This is a genomic window from Shouchella hunanensis, from assembly GCF_028735875.1.
In the GTDB taxonomy this organism is placed as follows: Bacteria; Bacillota; Bacilli; order Bacillales; family Bacillaceae_D; genus Shouchella; species Shouchella hunanensis.
The window spans coordinates 1125622-1140562 of sequence record NZ_CP117834.1 but is presented as its reverse complement, the minus strand read 5'-3'; the positions used below and the strand labels follow the sequence as shown (position 1 = coordinate 1140562).

Below are 14941 nucleotides of genomic sequence, written 5' to 3'. Positions count from 1 at the left end.
CTGTGGCAGAGATAATCTTAAAACAACGATTTCGGCTGGGTGCAATCATACTTATTGTGAATGGATTGTTTGCTTTATATACTGCTGGTTTTGGCATGCTTTCTGCAATGGATCAAAGGGGTATACATTGGCTTTTGATGTCTGTAAGTCTATTTCTTATGTACGAGCCAAAGAAAGAGCTTTCTAAAGTGCAACAAACCATAAGTGAAACAGTGACTTTTTTATTTATTATGATGGCGAGCATAAGTGGTGTTTATTTACTCATTGTTTGGGAGCAAAGGGTTCTGACTGTGGGAACGAATACCATCTTTGATTTGTTAATGGCAATCACAATGATAGTGGTCGTGCTGGAAGCTGCGAGAAGGTCAGCTGGGAAAGTTTTAATGCTTATTACTCTAGCATTTCTAGCGTATGCGCTATTAGGACCATATTTTCCAGAGCCGTTCGATCACAGAGGTCAGTCAATAGAAAGACTGTCAACTTTTTTGTATTTAGGGTCTGAAGGTATCTTTGGAGTTCCAATGGGAATTTCAGCTACATTTATCATCATTTTTGTTTTATTTGGATCGTTTCTTGAAAAACTTGGTGGTGGGAAATGGTTTATTGATATGTCGTTCTCATTGACGGGACGCTTTCGAGGTGGACCTGCTAAAACGGCTATTTTTGCTAGTGCTTTGATGGGGATGCTGTCTGGATCTCCAGTCGCAAATGCGGCTACAACTGGAAATTTCACCATTCCCCTCATGAAAAAAATAGGATTTAAAGGTTATCAGGCGGGAGCCATTGAAGCCGTTTCCTCAACGGGAGGGATGATTACGCCTCCAATAATGGGAGCTGCAGCTTTTATTATGGCAGACTATTTGGGGATGCCTTATCAACAAATTGCATTGGCTGCAATTATTCCAGCTGTATTATTTTACGTATCACTGCTGTTAAGAATAGACTCAATTGCGTATAAAAGAAAGATGTGGGGTTTACCAAAAGACCAGCTTCCACCAATTAAAGAAACATTGTTGAAAAGAGGGCACCTTGCGATTCCTATTTTATTTTTATTGGTCATGATTGCAATGGGAAGAAGTCCGATTAATTCTGCATTTTGGTCTATTGTCATTGGTGTACTTATCTCTTTATTAAGTAAAGAGACACGACCATCCTTCCGTGTGTTAACACATTCACTTAGAGCTGGGTCACAAAATGTCATGACTATTGCTGCTGCTTGTGCTGCTGCTGGTATTATTGTAGGTGTGATATCAATTACTGGTTTAGGGGTTACGATCTCATCTGTCTTACTTAGCTTTTCGCAAGGCAATGTAGGAATTGCTTTGGTTATTGTTATGCTCATAACCATTATCTTAGGGTTTGGTATGCCTCCAACAGCAGTTTATGTCGTTTTGGTCTCTATTCTTATTCCGCCACTTGTTCAATTAGGAATACCACCTATAGTTGCACATATGTTCATTTTTTATTATTCGACTTTGGCTGCTTTGACTCCTCCTGTAGCCATTACAGCTTTTACAGCAGCCGCTTTAGCACGTGCAGATGCTAATCAAACCTCTATTGAGGCCTTTAAATTGGGGTTATTAGCCTATATCATCCCATTTATGTTTGTTTTTTCACCAGCTCTACTTCTTCAGGGATCCGCTAGCGAAATTGTAGTAAGTTCGATTACTTCTCTGATTGGAGTCTGTTGTTGGGTTGCTAGTATAGAAGGCTATTTAGTAAGAAGATGGTCTTGGTTAAACAGAGGGATTTTTCTTCTTGCGGCGATCTTGCTTATGTTTGGTGGGGTGACCTTAGGAGCGTTAGCAATAGGGTTAATTGGGCTGGCTTTTGTTATTGATAAAAAAAACGATAGGAAAGAAAACTCTATTGAAGTGTAAAAGAGCAGGCATCGATTTTGGGACGATGCCTTTTTATTTATGATGTGCATTCATATCGAGTTGCTAGTAAAAAGGCTTACTGATAGGCAGTAAGCCTTTTATTCATTCGTATAATGCTTTATCTTCCACTTTACTTGTAATGATGGTTAACACAAGTCCAAATAGGATAATCCCACCTGCCACAAATGTAATCATCGTAAAGCTGAACCCCATATTGAGGAAGATTGTACCAAGGCTAGCACCAAGAGCATTAGCAACATTAAAAATAGATGCAGCAATTGTTCCTGAAAGCATCGGTGCTTCTTTTGCTGCTAAAATCACTTTTGCGTTTAGTAATGGTGTCGTTCCAAACGTTCCGGCCCCGAATAAAAAGCAGCTTACAATTGCAAGCACGGGACTTTGCAGAAGGAATGTAAAGGTAAATAAAACGAGTGCGAGTGCCACTAAAGAAGCCATTAATGTTTTTGTTAATAAGCGTGGAGGCACACGACCAGATGTGAAGTTACCGATTACGGCACCGAGACCGAAAAAGAATAGTCCAAGTGTCACACCAGGAACACCAAACCCTGCAAATTCCCGTAACATCGGCTCTTTGAACGTATAAGCCGTAAAGACACCGGAGAAGCCGAAGACGATGATGGCAAGGACCCACAAGACATTTTTGTTCGCTAATGCTTGTAACTCTGATTTTAAATTAGGTGCTACAGTTTGTTTTTCATTCGGGACAAATAGAAGTAATCCAATTAAAACGAGTGCCCCTAATAATACTAAAAACCAAAACACTAAGCGCCAGTCTACTATTCCACCAATAAAGGAGCCAAAGGGAACACCGATCATAATCGCAATGGTTAAACCTCCTTGTACAATGGCGATAGCTTGTGTTCGTCTTTCAGGTAGTGACATGTTAATAGCCATCATCATGGCAAGGCCGAAAAATGGCGCATGCATAGTAGCGGACAGTAACCGTGATAGTAGCAATATCTCAAAAGTAGGCGCTGTTGCGGCGATGATATTACTAATAACAAAAAGCGCAGTCAGCCCTATAAGCAATGGTTTTGGTGGATACTTAATTGTAATGATGCGCAAGAGAGGTCCAAAGACAGCTACGCTAATCGCATATACACTTAGCAATAATCCAGTTGTGGACACAGCGACATCGAGATCACGTGCAAATTCGGTTAATAAACCAGTGACGACATATTCCGTCATCCCTATAGCAAAAGTACCTAGCATAAAAATGGTTAATACTATGCGGCGATTATTCATCAAACGTAACATAAATCTCCACTCCTCCCTCGCTGTTTTGATCTCGCAAACAAGTTCCTAAGATACAGGAAGAAAAGACGATTGTCTAGCCTTTTGATTGAAAAATTGGAGAAGCGAAAAATGAGATCGCTTTCGAGTTAGAATTTGGGAAATCATTTGCACAGGAATAGAGGAAGTAAGCAGTTCATATATACAGAAGAAAGGCTTAGTTTCAAGAAATAGGAGGCTATATATGGTAAAAAAAAGAATCGCATGGATCGCTCCGATTTTGCTCGTGAGCGGCTGTACGAACGTTTTTTCTGGGGAGGAAGAGGCGATGAAGTGGTCACAAGAAACACCGTTCGTAGAAGATACGGAAAGCCGAATTTACTATGAAATTTTTGTGCGAGCGTTTGCAGACGGAGATGGAGATGGTATCGGTGATTTAAAAGGAGCGACGAGTAAGCTTGATTATTTGCACGATCTTGGTGTTACTGGTATTTGGCTCATGCCCATTAACCCATCGCCGAGTTATCATGGGTATGACGTGACGGATTATACAGATGTTCATCCTGATTATGGAACGATAGAAGACATGAAAACGTTCGTAAAGGAAGCACATAATCGTGGAATCGACGTTATTATTGATTTCGTTATGAATCACAGCTCGTCTGAACACCCATGGTTTCAACAGGCGTTAGCAGGGGATGAAACGTACCGTGATTATTACGTTTGGAGTGACGACTCAACAAATCTTAATCAAGTGGGGGATTGGCAACAACCTGTGTGGCATGGAGAGGGCGAACCAAAGTATGAAGGCGTTTTTTGGCACGGTATGCCTGACATGAATTTCGCTAATTCGCAGGTAATGGCTGAATTTAAAGAAGCAAGTCAATTTTGGTTAGAGGAAATTGGTATTGATGGTTTTCGATTAGACGCAGCCAAATACTTGTATAGCGCTTATCAATTGGATGATCATCATGAAGAAAATGTTGCGTTGTGGAAGGATTTTAATGCTCACGTGAAAGGGATTAAACCTCATTCCATGCTTGTTGGTGAAGTGTGGGACAGTGCATCCGTGGTAGGGCAGTACTTACAAGGAATTGATAGTGGATTTAACTTTGACTTGTCTAGTCGTATTCTCTCCTCTGTCCAGCAGGAGAAGGATACAGGGATTGCGCCTGGCTTGGAGAAAGTGCGGAACCATTTTTCATCTGTAGCAGAAGGGTATGTGGATAGTACCTTTTTAACGAATCATGATATAGACCGAGTGATGAGTCAACTTAACGGAAACGAAGACCACGCGAAAATGGCCGCTTCTCTCTTACTCACACTACCAGGAAACCCCTATCTTTATTATGGAGAAGAAGTGGGGCTTGAGGGGATGAAGCCAGATGAGCATATCCGAGAACCGATGATATGGACGAAAGAAGAAAGTCCTGAAGAAACGACATGGATTGAGCGTCGCTATAGTACGAATCGAGAAAAAGTAGCAGTAGAAGCTCAACTAGAAAATGAAGATTCCTTGCTTCATCATTATAGAGAGATGATTGCGGTACGGCGAAGTCATCCTATTTTAATGGATGGTGAGGTGACGGTCTCTGAAGTGAAAAAAGAAGGACTTGTTGCGTTTGAGCGTGTATTAGACGAGGAGAGCGTTCTTGTCTTGCATAACATGACAGGAGCCCGTGTGGACGTTCAACTGCCAGAACAATGGGTGGATCTATATTACCGTAACGGAGATAGTGAACAGAATGGGCAAAGCGTTCAGATGGCACCGTATTCAACCGTCGTGTTTAGTCATTAAAAACCATCCAGCTACATAGCTGGATGGTTTTTTTAATGGTGGAGTTTCTTTTTTAATTGATCGACGTGTTCGCGTTGTTCATCAATGATACGATGAACGAGCTGCAAACTCTCTTCATCCAAGCCTTGTCGTGCAATTTTTTCGGACATCCGGATACCGTACAAATTCTCCCCCTTAATAGCATGTTTAAGAATATCTTCCTCACCATGGGGTCGATCAAACAGTTCACTTAGCCAGCGTTGAATGGTTCCAATGGCGCCTTCACTTTTTACAGGTACACCATCAAGGGCTTCAATACGTGTGGCGAGTAAGGAAGCGTGTTTTTCCAAGTCATGATGAATGGCAGTCATCGTGTCGTATAAGGGTGATCCTGCTGAAAGGTGCTCTAAAAAGTGCTCGTATGAGTGAATCCCCATATACTGCCCTTCTAACAACTGATTCAATGTTTTCACTTCGTGTGCATCCATGTGCATTGTGCGTTAGCCCCTTCTACCATCATTTCTCTTAGTAGTATGGAAGTTACATGAAGTCTATGCACTCTCCTTTATTTATTTGCTCCTGCTTTGAGACCTTCCACCATAAACCGTTGAAATGTCATAAAGAGAATCGTAATGGGTACAGCAACAAGAACGGCGCCAGCAGCAAAAAGAGTGAATTCCGTATTTCCTCGTCCTGTAACCATTTCAAATAAGCCAATGGCAAGGGTTTTATTTTCATTTGAACGCAAGACTAGTCGGGCAAAGATGAAATCCATCCACGGCCCAATAAAGTTTGAAACTGCGACAAAGACAAGGATCGGTACAGAGAGAGGCATAAGTACTCGTGCAAAGATCGTAGTGTTGCCTGCTCCATCAATTTTTGCGGCTTCTTCAAGGCTTTTTGGTAAAGTATCAAAATACCCTTTTACGAGCCAAGCATTAAAAGGTATAGATCCACCTGCGTACACAAGAATCAGCCCCCAGTGATTATCCAGCAAATTCAGTTGCAACAACAAAATATAAATCGCAATCATTCCCATGAACCCTGGGAACATTTGTAAGACGAGCATAGTCATTAAACCTTGCTTACGACCGGGAAAACGAAAACGACTAAATGCATAAGCTGCGGTGACAACAAGAAAGGTAGATAAAACCATATTCCAAAAAGCAATCTTCAATGTGTTTTTATACCAAAGTAGGTAATTGGTTTCTTGGAATAAATGACTATAGTGGGAGAGTGTAAGACGAATGGAACGAAAGGATTCCATAACAGTGTGAAAGTTAAACTCGCGCATGCCTTCCCAAAAGAGGGACCAGTTCATCCCTGGTATTACTTGAGCGGTAAAAAGGGAGCTTCCAGGATTAAACGAACCCATGACAATCCATATCACTGGATAAATAGTGAATAAGGCAACGAACGTTAAGAGGAGATGCTTAAAAAACGTGCTGAAACGATTTTTTTGTTTGCGGTTCATAGCATCGTGTCCTCCTCTTTGAATGCCCGGGTTCGTCTGAAATTCCAAATCGATACGGCGGCAAGTACGAAAAAGATTAAGATCGAGATAACAGAAGCAATGGCGAATTGACTTTGTTCTAATGTCAGTTTGTAAATCCATGAGATGAGAATATCGGTCGAACCGGCGTAAGAATAATCGATATTAACAGGTCCGCCTTGAGTAAGAAGATAAATCAAATTAAAGTTATTAAAATTTCCTGCAAAATTCATAATGAGCAGTGGTGCTGTGGAAAACATAACAATTGGGAGCGTAATGCCTAAGAATCGTTGACGACCGCTTGCGCCATCTACTTCAGCAGCTTGATATAATTCACGATCAATGCTTGTCATGACGCCACTCATTAATACCATCCAAAACGGAAAACCAAACCAAATATTTACGAGAACGAGGGTAAACTTAGCCCAGTTTGGATCACTAAGCCAAGGGACGGCAGCAAGACCTAAAAATTCAACGTATTGATTAATCGGGCCAAACTCTCCATTAAATAAATTTCGCATAATTAAAATGGAGACAAATGAAGGAATCGCCCAAGGCAAAATGTAAATGCTACGCCAAAATTTACGAAACCGAATGCCTTTTGAATTCAACAGTACGGCGAAAAATAAACCAACAAAAAAAGTCGTTACAGTTGCTAACACTGCCCAGATGATTGTCCAAGAGAATACACCAAGAAATGTACGATTCCACGTTTTCATGTTGAATAAATCGATAAATGTCTGGAAGCCAACCCAATCGACTAAGGAGGCTGGGGGAATATGATTTGGTGCTGAATAGTTGGTAAAAGCAATGGCGATTCCAAAAATAAGCGGAAGAATAGTGAGAAAGGCTGTAAATAAGACAGAAGGCATTAATAGAAAATAGGGGAATCCCTTATCAGCTAATACGGTCCATGTCTGTTTAAACGTGTTAGCTTTTTTTCCTTGATCTCGTTGAAATCCGACTCGACGTGCATCACGTATGGCTAGCACATACATCCAAAGAAAGAGCAAGCCGCAAATAAGAAAAATAATCCCTTCAATTAATAGAAAGATCGAGTGATCTCCTTGAACAATGGTAAAGCCAACCCTTGTTTGTGTGGTTTCTCCTAATGTATATAAGCCCCACATCGCATTTCGAAAAGGTAATGTCCAAAACAAAAGCAAATAAATTTCTAGAGCGATAAAAAGCCCGCCTTTTACAAATTGACGGTGATACAGTTGACCGAACCCCATAAAGATAATCGACAATAGCGTCCCACGGTTCTTATGACTACGCACGGTTCTCACTCCTTTCTAGCTTAAATGGCAAGCCAACTTCTTGAAAGGAAGCTGGCTAAAGAAGCTTTACGGACTTAATGTCGCAATCGCATCTTCAATTTGTTCACGTGCAGCTTTTAACGCTTTTTCAGGATCTGTACCATCATTCCAGATAGACGTATAGGCTACTTGCATAGGACCCCAGACAGAAATCATTTCTGGCATATTTGGCATAGGAACAGCTTGCAATGCTTGCTCTAAGAATGCAGTTGAAATCTCATCCTGCTGGATAAGTTCATTTTCGACAAGCGCTTTTACTGGAGGAAGTTGACCAGTCATTTCATAACGCTTCAACAACATCTCTTCACTTGATGCAAATTGTGCTAGTAACGTAGCTGCCTTCGGATACTCGCTATAAGAGTTAACGTAATAGGCTTTAATACCAGAAAACGATTGTGGTGCTTCTCCATTTTCGAGTAATGGAAGAGGAGCCACCCCGAAATTCACCCCTGCGCTTTCGTGATTGCGGACATCCCAAGGACCTGAAATGCGATAAGCAAGATTGCCCTCGTTAAAAAAGGAAGAAATGACATCACCTGTAATATCTTCAATAGCCAACGGCAATAGCTCGTCATGTATAGACGCTAAGAAATGCCCTGATTGGATGGCTCCTTCATTATCAATGCCAAGGTCTTTAGCATTTGTGTTCTGGTCACCAAAAACATATCCGCCGTACCCCGCCATAAATGCATGGGTATAGTAAAAGTTTGCAGGCTCCATCATAAAGCCAAACCTGCGCTCATTATTTGTTGACTCTTCTTGGAACGTTTTGGCTGTAGTGAACAATTCTTCCCAAGTGCTCGGTGGTTCTTCAACAATGTCTTTATTGTAATAAAGTGCATACGTTTCGATGGCGAGAGGAAAACCATACATTGTTAATTGCCCATCTTGATCAAGATAGGAGGTTCCGTTTACGGATGCATCCATAAAAGTCTCTTTGTAATCGCTTGCATAATAATTGTCATAAACAAGCCCTGCCGATACCATTTTTCCCAGGTGATCGTGAGCGGCATTAAAGACATCAGCACCAAGACCAGCAGGTCCATCGGTTTCCAGTTTAGTCGGTGCATCCGTATGCCCTACTTCTTGTAACTCGACTGGAACACCATACGTTTCTTCAAATGCTTCGGCTACAAATGCCGCCCACTCCGCCTCTTCGTCTCCATTGTCCCAGAGAACGAGATGCGCGCCTTCTTCAGGTGATAGACTTTCTTCTGTCGGTGGCTCTTTTGGTTCATTTGCCGTTTCCTCAGGCTCTTTTTCATTCCCTGATGTACAGCCAACTAAAAAGCTCGTTAACAGCGCCCCGGAAATAAGTGTACCGATTGTTTTTTTAAACGCCATTTTTTGACTCCCCCTTACGTGTAATGAAAAGCATCTTTCATTAGTAAAGGTGTATGTGAGAATTAAGCTGTTTATGTTGGGTAACATCAGTCATATCAACGCTTAGGAGGACTGTTAATCTAGAAATAAAAGACGTTACACCTTGTACATCCTTATACGGTAAGCGCAAACGCTTGCATCGAGTAAAGAGAAAAGATGCACATAAATATTTTTCGACATAACTAAAAAGGCAAAACCACCTACCAAGATAATTGGTAGGTGGTTTAGACAGATTTTAAGATTTGGCATAGTACGGTGCTTTCCATTTTACTATGCATGCTATGAATAAGCCGGCAATCCCGAGACCGAACAAAATGAGCTGGATGCGAACATCAGCTGCAACCAATGCGCTGACTAATCCATAAGCAATCGGGTCAAACCCGTTCATAGCAAGAAAAATAATGCTCATCACACGACCCATTAATCGGCCATCCGTATTTTCTTGTGCCGCTGTAAAGAAAGGGATGTAAACGAACGACATTGAAAAACCAATAAAAAAGACAATGATTGTGAGCGTAAGCAAGTTAGGCGCCATACTGAATAACAGTAATGTTCCTACGGCAGCGAACAGCCCCATTAATGAGGTAAAGCCTCTTCGTCGAATTGGAATTGAACTTAGAATGAGTGTGCTAATAACCATACCGACACCTAAGCTGACTTCCATGTAGCTTAAGTTAATGGGGGTCCCGCCGTGCAGATCGACTAGTAATGGAATGGCGATGTGTAGCGCCCCGAAAACAAAGAAATTCAGTGTAATTAACACGGCTAAACCAACGACTAAGAAGTTAGAGCTTTTAATATATTGAAACCCTTCCCGTAAGTCTTTTAGTGGGCTTTGTTTTACGTGGTTTTCCACAGGTGCTTCTTTAATAAATGGTGGAAAAATAACAATAGCCGAAAGAAATACTAGAATTGTTGCGACGAGATAACTCGTTGCAACGGTTCCTGTTTCCATAATTAACCCTGCTAGGATTGGACCAATAATAAAAGAAACTTGGTCAACCCCTTGGAAGTACGCATTGGCTTTTTGTAACTGTTCCTTCGGGACGATTTTTGGAATCATCGAAGAACTGGCTGGACCAAAGAATGCATCTAATGTACCAAAAACAGCAGCTGTTAGTAACAAAAGGAAAAACGTCATCTGATCCAAATCGACCAGGACATAAATCGTTAGGAGCAAAAGACCTTGTGCCAAATTGGTTCCAAACATAATGGTCGTTTTTTTATATTTATCTGCTACAACGCCGCCAAAAGTCATCATAAGCAAACGAGGGACGGTAGCTGCAATTAGGACAATACCTAGCGAGCTTGCTGATCCAAGAATGGTTACAACATACCACGTTGTCGTCGTTAAAAACATACTAAAGCCTACAACGGCAAAGATACCTGCAATGAGCAGGAGCACGAACGTTGAATTTTTTCTTAATGGTGTTTGTGCCATAGAGTCGATCTCCTTTAAGACAGTAAGAATAGTATGACCGAACAAAGGTTTATCATGTACAAAACCTAACGTTAGGTAGGTTGAGGTGGTGAGCTGGCTTTACAAGACAAAAAAAAATCAGTACAATGAACCTATAACCTAACGATCGGTCGGTAGATAAGGATTATAACCTAGACAGTTAAAGATGTAAAGGAGAATGATATGCACACGAAAGAAAAAATTAAACGTGAAAGCACGGAGCTATTTGCAACTCTCGGTTATGAAGGTACATCAATGGCAAATATTGCGGAACGAGTGGGAATTAAGAAGCCCTCCCTCTATGCGCATTATAAAAACAAAGAGGCACTCTTCTTGGATTTAGTAATGGACATGTCACTGGATTACGTAACGTTTATTAAAGATTCTCTTGGACAAGGGAATGTAAGTATTGAAAAGCAACTCTATCAAGCATTTATAACGTATGTTCATGACTGGACCCAAGATAACCCAGCAAATCAATTTTACAGCCGTTTTCTTCAGTATCCACCTCAACAACTAGCAGAACCATTAAAAGAGATGCTTAGTGAGAGTGAACGAAAGGTACGTGCACTTTTTTCAGACGTCATGAAAGAGGGTCAAGAACAAGGTGCTTTAACGATGGAGCTCGATTCGGAAACAATGGCATACACGTACTTTGCTTTAATTGAAGGATTGGTGACAGAAGTGGTTTTTTATTCACCAGAAGAAATTAGTAAACAAGCAGAGAAGTCTTGGAGCGTATATTGGCGGGGAATTAGAGCATAGCGACACATCGCTCGCTGCCTAGTACTTGGATCAGGAAGGGGGGAAGATCATTCAATGATCTTCCCCCTTCATCATGTGAAGAGTGACCTTTAATCAGAACCCTTTAAAAAGAATCGCCGATGGAGCATCGTACGAAAGAGATGAATCCACTTCACAAATAAGCCAACAAGGAAGGCCGCAATTAACGTACCCTCGCGAATGCCGTAAAACCCTCCAAGAAGCGCTAATGATAGAAGAAGCCCACTTAAAACAAGCATCCAGTCAAACCATATTTTTACCGAGCTAAAAGGCTTTTGCAAGCGGTTGGCAAGTACATGAACAATGGCTTCACCAGCGTTCATGACGGTTTTAGCCTCTACTTGTAATGTCACTCCTAATGCAAGAAAAAAACTGCCAATGACTACAATTCCGATTTTCTCTACATAGAACGTCGGCTCTATAAACAAGGTAAGATACATCCCGAGATCCACACTTAAACCGAGTAAAGGCGCAATCATAAGCTGTGCATATTGAATGAAAGGGAAGTCCTTTTTAAGAATGAGTTTCTGAACAAATACAAAGAGCAGTAATGTCAAAAAAGTAAACGCACCAAGGGACAAAGGAAGTGCAAGGCTTAATACATAAGGAACGCTTGATATGGGAGTGGTTCCAAGATCAGATCGTGTAGTAAGAGCAATGCCTAATCCCATAGAAAAGATGCCTAGTACAAACATAGAATAGCGTTGAAAAACGTGCAAAATAACCCCTTCTTTAATCAATATAATAGCGACATGCTTGTTGAAGTTTCTTAAGCGTGTCAACGTAAACTGCTAGATCAGTCGTTGAAATCTCTTCTACTAAATCTTTATAGAATTGCTCTGTACCAGGTTGAACCGTTTTATACAGCTGAATTCCATGTTTCGTTAAACAGATGTAGTGTGACCGTTTATCTTCATCGTTTTGCGTTTTTTTTATGAAGGTCTTTCTTTCAAGCAAGTCAATAATCCGCGTCAACGTGGCTTTATCTTTTTCAGAAGCAGTGACTAGTTGCTTTTGAGTGAGGTCGCCATAGGTGTAAAGTCGCTTGATAACTGTCCACTGTTCTGGTGTAATATCGAATGATTTTAAGTAAGATGTAAAGGCTCGAAACATCATACGGTGGGTTTGAGCCGTTGCAAACCCAATGGATTCGTCGAATGAATCCAAGCGGATCACACCCCTTCTTCATAAAGTTCGTGCAACAACTATAGCAAGATGAAGAAGTGCTGTCAAAGTAGTTCGTGCGACAACTATATCGGTATCTAGTTAGGAAATTAAAAAAGCAGATGAATGGATTTCCATTCATCTGCTTTCACTTATTCAGTGCTACTAAAGGTCTGTTCGTAATTGTACAAAGCGTTCGCATCGTCTTTTATACGCGTTAAGTAATCAATATGTGTTTCAAACGTTGCTTCTTCTTCCACTTGTTCATCTAGGAACCAGTTTAAAAACGAAAGGGTTTGGTATTCTCGTTCTTTTTCGGCAATCGCATAAACTTCATAGTAACTTTTTGTTACGGCTCGTTCTTGTGCAAGTGCTGCGGTAAATGTGTCAAGTAACGCACCGTAATCACGTTTTGGTGCATCAAGGGCGTTAAATACGGCTAAGTGACCTTTGTCATTTAAATAGGTGTACACTTTCATCCCATGCTCTCGTTCTTCAGCCGCTTGATTAAGGAAGAACTGTGCAAACCCATTATAGCTAATAGAGTGGCAGTAGGCTGCCATTGCCATATAATCATGCGCCGCTTGGAATTCTATGTTCATTTGTTTGTTTAGTGCAGAAGCAAGGTTTTCTGATAACATAATTGGCATCGCTCCTTATCGCATTAGAGTAGTAGGTAAGATTGAAAAAAAGTAGCAACAACCAAACAGCGTTACTACTTTCTTCACTATAGCATATGAATGGTTTGGCAACCTATTTGTTTTACTTAATCTTCAATTTTCTCGTAGTCATCGTGTTTAATAACTGTGCGCTGTAGTTCGTCGTTACGCCCAGTATAGTCGTCAAATTCAACAGAGATGGTATTGTCATAAATATTAATAACACGCGCTTTTTTGTCTTTAAATTCTCCCTTTGTGACAATGACACGATGTAAGTTTTGTATTTTTGTTTCTTCTGCCATGACAATCGCTCCTTTGATTTCATTTATTCATTTTTTCCCGAAAGTGAGATAGTGAAAACTTGATTTTCTTTATTTCTAACATAGGAAGCCTGGGAATTTCAAGAATTCTGATCGCAAGTTTCAAAAAAAATTACTACAAAATTTGTCAATTTTCTCACTGGAAAATGGTACACTGTCTCTATAAGAAATTTATATGGATTGGAGCGATCAGGGCGTGTAAACACTTTTTCTCTTTTCAGCTTTTTAAAACTGAATAAGTAGAAGGAGTGTTTTTGTCATGAGCTCAAAAGGGTTCTATTGGTTGCTAATCGGGCAAGCCAATAATAGTGCTGTCATGGTGCTGTATATCATTGCTCTTATGGACGTTATGTGGGAACATACTGGCTCTGTTTTCATGATGAGTTTGGTTCCTGTGGTTATTACAGGTACTCGTTTCGTGTCTAGTTTGGTGGCGCCTTTAATGCTAAGACGTTACACGCTACCCACTATTCTAGCGGGTAGCCAATGGACGAAGAGTGTTCTGTTTCTTTGTTTAGTTAGTTTGATTTCGTTTGAGCAAGTGATGCCTATTTTTTTACTTGTAAGTACAATTGCCTTCCTGGACGGCCTATCTGATCCGGCCAGTCAAGCGTTACTACCGCGACTCGTAACTAAGTCAGATTTGATGAAGGCAAATAGCACTGCGTCAGTGGTCTTTGAAACAGTGAGTATGAGCTGCTGGCCAGTTGGTGGAATCCTACTAGTATTGCTTTATGCAGAGGGTGTATTCATTGCTGTTATTGGTTTTTCCATCATTGCAGCACTGTTTTTTTCGCTAGTGGGTTTACAAGCGCCGCACGACCATCAACATTCCCAAACAGTTGAATGGAAAGTCAGTATGGGCATTGGATGGAGAAAAATCCTTGAAACGCCATGGCTCAGACGGGTCATGGCAACAACTGCATTAGAGGCTATTGCCGGTGTGGTTTGGATTGCGGCAATTGTTTATGTGTTCGTAGATGAGGTCCTTCATGTCTCACAAGCGTGGTGGGGGTTCATGAACGCCAGTTTTTTTGCCGGTCTTATCCTTGCTGGCTTGATCCTTGTGAAAATGGCTCATGTATTTGAGAGACGGTTACCGCTGCTACTTTTAATTGGATTCAGCGGGGGCTCAATTTTAACAACAGTGTTTGCCTTGCATGCCATTCCGCTACTTGCGCTTTTTTTAGTTGCTGGTGTTGGAATTTGTGAACAAATGAGAAGTGTAGGCTTACACACGATCTTGCAACAACAAATTGAAGAAGAAAAACTAGTATATGTGTATACGGTGCAAGGAGCTGTGTCGACTCTCGCTTTCGGAATTGGAGCCTTTCTGGTTGGAATTCTGGCGGATGCCATGGACATACGTGTAGTCTATATCGGTTCAGCACTCTTGCTGAGTGGTTGTTTTATTATCTGGCTCAAAACATGGAAGCGAATGTAAAAAGGGC

At 41.0% G+C, this 14941-nt stretch carries 14 protein-coding genes; 4 read left to right on the top strand and 10 right to left on the bottom strand.

The window, feature by feature from the left end; translation table 11 throughout:
• Nucleotides 1–2: 2 nt before the first annotated feature.
• Nucleotides 3–1880, top strand: coding sequence for a TRAP transporter permease (locus PQ477_RS05920; protein WP_052007629.1), 1878 nt, complete (start codon nt 3–5; stop codon nt 1878–1880).
• 102 nt (nt 1881–1982) lie between these two features.
• Here PQ477_RS05920 and PQ477_RS05915 read toward each other — a convergent pair whose 3' ends face one another.
• On the bottom strand, nt 1983–3146 hold the full coding sequence (locus PQ477_RS05915) for an MFS transporter (protein WP_060704640.1): 1164 nt from the start codon (nt 3144–3146) through the stop codon (nt 1983–1985).
• Nucleotides 3147–3378: 232 nt separating this feature from the next.
• Between PQ477_RS05915 and PQ477_RS05910 the strand changes: the two genes are divergently transcribed.
• Nucleotides 3379–4932 (top strand): alpha-amylase family glycosyl hydrolase, encoded by a 1554-nt coding sequence (locus tag PQ477_RS05910; RefSeq protein WP_274273172.1) that lies wholly within the window; start codon nt 3379–3381, stop codon nt 4930–4932.
• Nucleotides 4933–4964: 32 nt separating this feature from the next.
• On the opposite strand, the gene PQ477_RS05905 is transcribed toward PQ477_RS05910, so the two are convergent.
• The 5 genes from PQ477_RS05905 to PQ477_RS05885 all read right to left on the bottom strand — a co-directional run bounded on the left by PQ477_RS05905 (nt 4965) and on the right by PQ477_RS05885 (nt 10546).
• A complete protein-coding gene (locus PQ477_RS05905) occupies nt 4965–5405 on the bottom strand; it encodes a ferritin-like domain-containing protein (RefSeq protein WP_246117078.1) in 441 nt (146 codons plus the stop codon).
• A gap of 71 nt (nt 5406–5476) precedes the next feature.
• The gene (locus tag PQ477_RS05900) at nt 5477–6385 is read right to left on the bottom strand and encodes a sugar ABC transporter permease (protein WP_144560201.1); all 909 of its coding nucleotides are present in this window, start codon (nt 6383–6385) and stop codon (nt 5477–5479) included.
• The gene (locus PQ477_RS05895) at nt 6382–7683 is read right to left on the bottom strand and encodes a carbohydrate ABC transporter permease (RefSeq protein WP_035393750.1); all 1302 of its coding nucleotides are present in this window, start codon (nt 7681–7683) and stop codon (nt 6382–6384) included. The genes PQ477_RS05900 and PQ477_RS05895 overlap by 4 nt, the downstream gene beginning before the upstream one ends.
• Before the next feature lie 66 nt (nt 7684–7749).
• Complete coding sequence (locus PQ477_RS05890; protein WP_274273171.1) at nt 7750–9066, bottom strand: sugar ABC transporter substrate-binding protein; 1317 nt, start codon at nt 9064–9066, stop codon at nt 7750–7752.
• 274 nt (nt 9067–9340) lie between these two features.
• On the bottom strand, nt 9341–10546 hold the full coding sequence (locus PQ477_RS05885; RefSeq protein ID WP_035393748.1) for an MFS transporter: 1206 nt from the start codon (nt 10544–10546) through the stop codon (nt 9341–9343).
• 201 nt (nt 10547–10747) lie between these two features.
• Between PQ477_RS05885 and PQ477_RS05880 the strand changes: the two genes are divergently transcribed.
• On the top strand, nt 10748–11329 hold the full coding sequence (locus tag PQ477_RS05880) for a TetR/AcrR family transcriptional regulator (RefSeq protein ID WP_035393745.1): 582 nt from the start codon (nt 10748–10750) through the stop codon (nt 11327–11329).
• An 89-nt stretch (nt 11330–11418) separates the two neighbouring features.
• On the opposite strand, the gene PQ477_RS05875 is transcribed toward PQ477_RS05880, so the two are convergent.
• The 4 genes from PQ477_RS05875 to PQ477_RS05860 form a co-directional block, all read right to left on the bottom strand.
• Complete coding sequence (locus PQ477_RS05875) at nt 11419–12066, bottom strand: YczE/YyaS/YitT family protein (protein WP_274273170.1); 648 nt, start codon at nt 12064–12066, stop codon at nt 11419–11421.
• A gap of 13 nt (nt 12067–12079) precedes the next feature.
• Nucleotides 12080–12514: a MarR family winged helix-turn-helix transcriptional regulator gene (locus PQ477_RS05870; protein WP_035393741.1), complete on the bottom strand. Its 435-nt coding sequence runs from the start codon at nt 12512–12514 to the stop codon at nt 12080–12082.
• A gap of 149 nt (nt 12515–12663) precedes the next feature.
• Nucleotides 12664–13152 carry a ferritin gene (locus PQ477_RS05865; RefSeq protein WP_035393737.1) on the bottom strand — a complete coding sequence of 163 codons (489 nt, stop codon included), beginning with the start codon at nt 13150–13152 and terminating at the stop codon, nt 12664–12666.
• Between the two features lie 125 nt (nt 13153–13277).
• On the bottom strand, nt 13278–13472 hold the full coding sequence (locus tag PQ477_RS05860; RefSeq protein ID WP_035393735.1) for a hypothetical protein: 195 nt from the start codon (nt 13470–13472) through the stop codon (nt 13278–13280).
• 277 nt (nt 13473–13749) lie between these two features.
• Here PQ477_RS05860 and PQ477_RS05855 point away from each other — a divergent pair, with 277 nt between their 5' ends.
• The gene (locus PQ477_RS05855) at nt 13750–14934 is read left to right on the top strand and encodes an MFS transporter (RefSeq protein WP_274273169.1); all 1185 of its coding nucleotides are present in this window, start codon (nt 13750–13752) and stop codon (nt 14932–14934) included.
• Nucleotides 14935–14941: the final 7 nt, after the last annotated feature.